Origin of the sequence: Idiomarina sp. UBA4206, from assembly GCF_002383015.1 — a bacterium.
GTDB classification, from domain to species: domain Bacteria; phylum Pseudomonadota; class Gammaproteobacteria; order Enterobacterales; family Alteromonadaceae; genus Idiomarina; species Idiomarina abyssalis.
This window is the reverse complement of sequence record NZ_DFTS01000069.1, coordinates 1-1,230: the sequence shown is the minus strand read 5'-3', so window position 1 is coordinate 1,230 and position 1,230 is coordinate 1. Positions and strand designations below refer to the sequence as shown.

Sequence of the window (1,230 nt, the reverse complement as noted above, 5' to 3'; positions counted from 1 at the left end):
CAATGGCCAAATATTTTACGCTATCTGGATTTAACCCGCCCTAAATTTAATCACGACTTGGTTATTTGGCCGGAATCGGCGATTACCGCCCTCGAACCCTATGCAAGTGATGTCCTCAATACTGTTGAGCAATCTGCCAGTATTAATGACTCCGCCTTAGTTACCGGTATTATTGATTACGACAGACTCAACGACGATTTTTACAACTCCGTTATTGTTCTGGACAATGAGAGCTACAGTTATGGCAACACCAACCGTTATCAGAAACATCAGCTGCTTCCCATCGGTGAATTCGTTCCTTTTGAGAACCTTCTGCGTCCGTTAGCCCCGCTATTCAATTTACCTATGTCGTCGTTCAGTCGTGGCGGATACCAGCAACCCAACCTCGAGGCTAACGGCAGCAACCTTGCCATGGCTATTTGCTATGAAATTGCTTTTGCAGGACAAGTGCGAAGCAATACCTACGATGATACAGATTATCTGGTCACTATTAGCAATGACACCTGGTTTGGTGACTCTCACGGCCCTTGGCAACATATGCAAATAGCCCGTATGCGCGCTATGGAGCTGGGGAAACCTTTACTAAGAGCGACCAACAACGGAGTTACAGCCGCGGTTGACGAGCACGGCAACTACCTTGCGTTAGCACCGCAGTTTAAAGCAACGACGCTATCTACCAATGTTTATGGTGTTCAGGGCTCCACTATCTTTAACACCATAGGCAACTGGGGCGCGATAATTCTCGCCTTACTTGGGTTGTTGCCGATAATCGCTACAAAACGCACTAAGAAGCGCGCTCAAGCGTAGTCATCCGGTACGAAAATCAGTACACTATAAAAGCTTAACTGAACGGTTCTGTTGCTGTTCTTTTCCATTTTTCTACAGGGATATCATTATGGAAAATATTTTTGATGCCATTCTTTTTGCTGTGCTTATTGCTGCAGGTGGTCTTGGATTAAGCTCCTGGCTTATGCTTTTCGGCATTGATAAGTCAGAGCCAGCCGAAGTCAAACAGCGCGCTGTTTTTGAAAACGGTTTCTTTGGTCTGGCCGGCATTATCATTATGCTTCTTATGTGGTACGCAATTAGCTAAGCCGACACTTAAATTCAACCGGAATCAGCAGGAATTATGCAAGAACAATACAACCCGAGCAAAATCGAATCTGCCATGCAAAAACGCTGGCAGGAGCAAGACGTATTTACGGCGAAAGAACAACCGGGCAAGGATAA

2 protein-coding genes are annotated in these 1,230 nt (G+C 45.7%); both read left to right on the top strand.

Annotated elements, in window-relative coordinates; genetic code table 11:
- Window positions 1-807, top strand: an 807-nt coding sequence (lnt, locus tag B3180_RS13820; RefSeq protein WP_286845085.1) for an apolipoprotein N-acyltransferase, incomplete at its 5' end; no start/stop codon positions are given.
- Between the two features lie 88 nt (window positions 808-895).
- The gene (locus B3180_RS13815; RefSeq protein ID WP_054487112.1) at window positions 896-1,093 is read left to right on the top strand and encodes a hypothetical protein; all 198 of its coding nucleotides are present in this window, start codon (window positions 896-898) and stop codon (window positions 1,091-1,093) included.
- Window positions 1,094-1,230: the final 137 nt, after the last annotated feature.

Coding starts and splice junctions, on each gene's coding strand:
- B3180_RS13815 (WP_054487112.1), top strand. CDS start 896: ATGGAAAATATTTTTGATGCCATTCTTTTTGCTGTGCTTATTGCTGCA.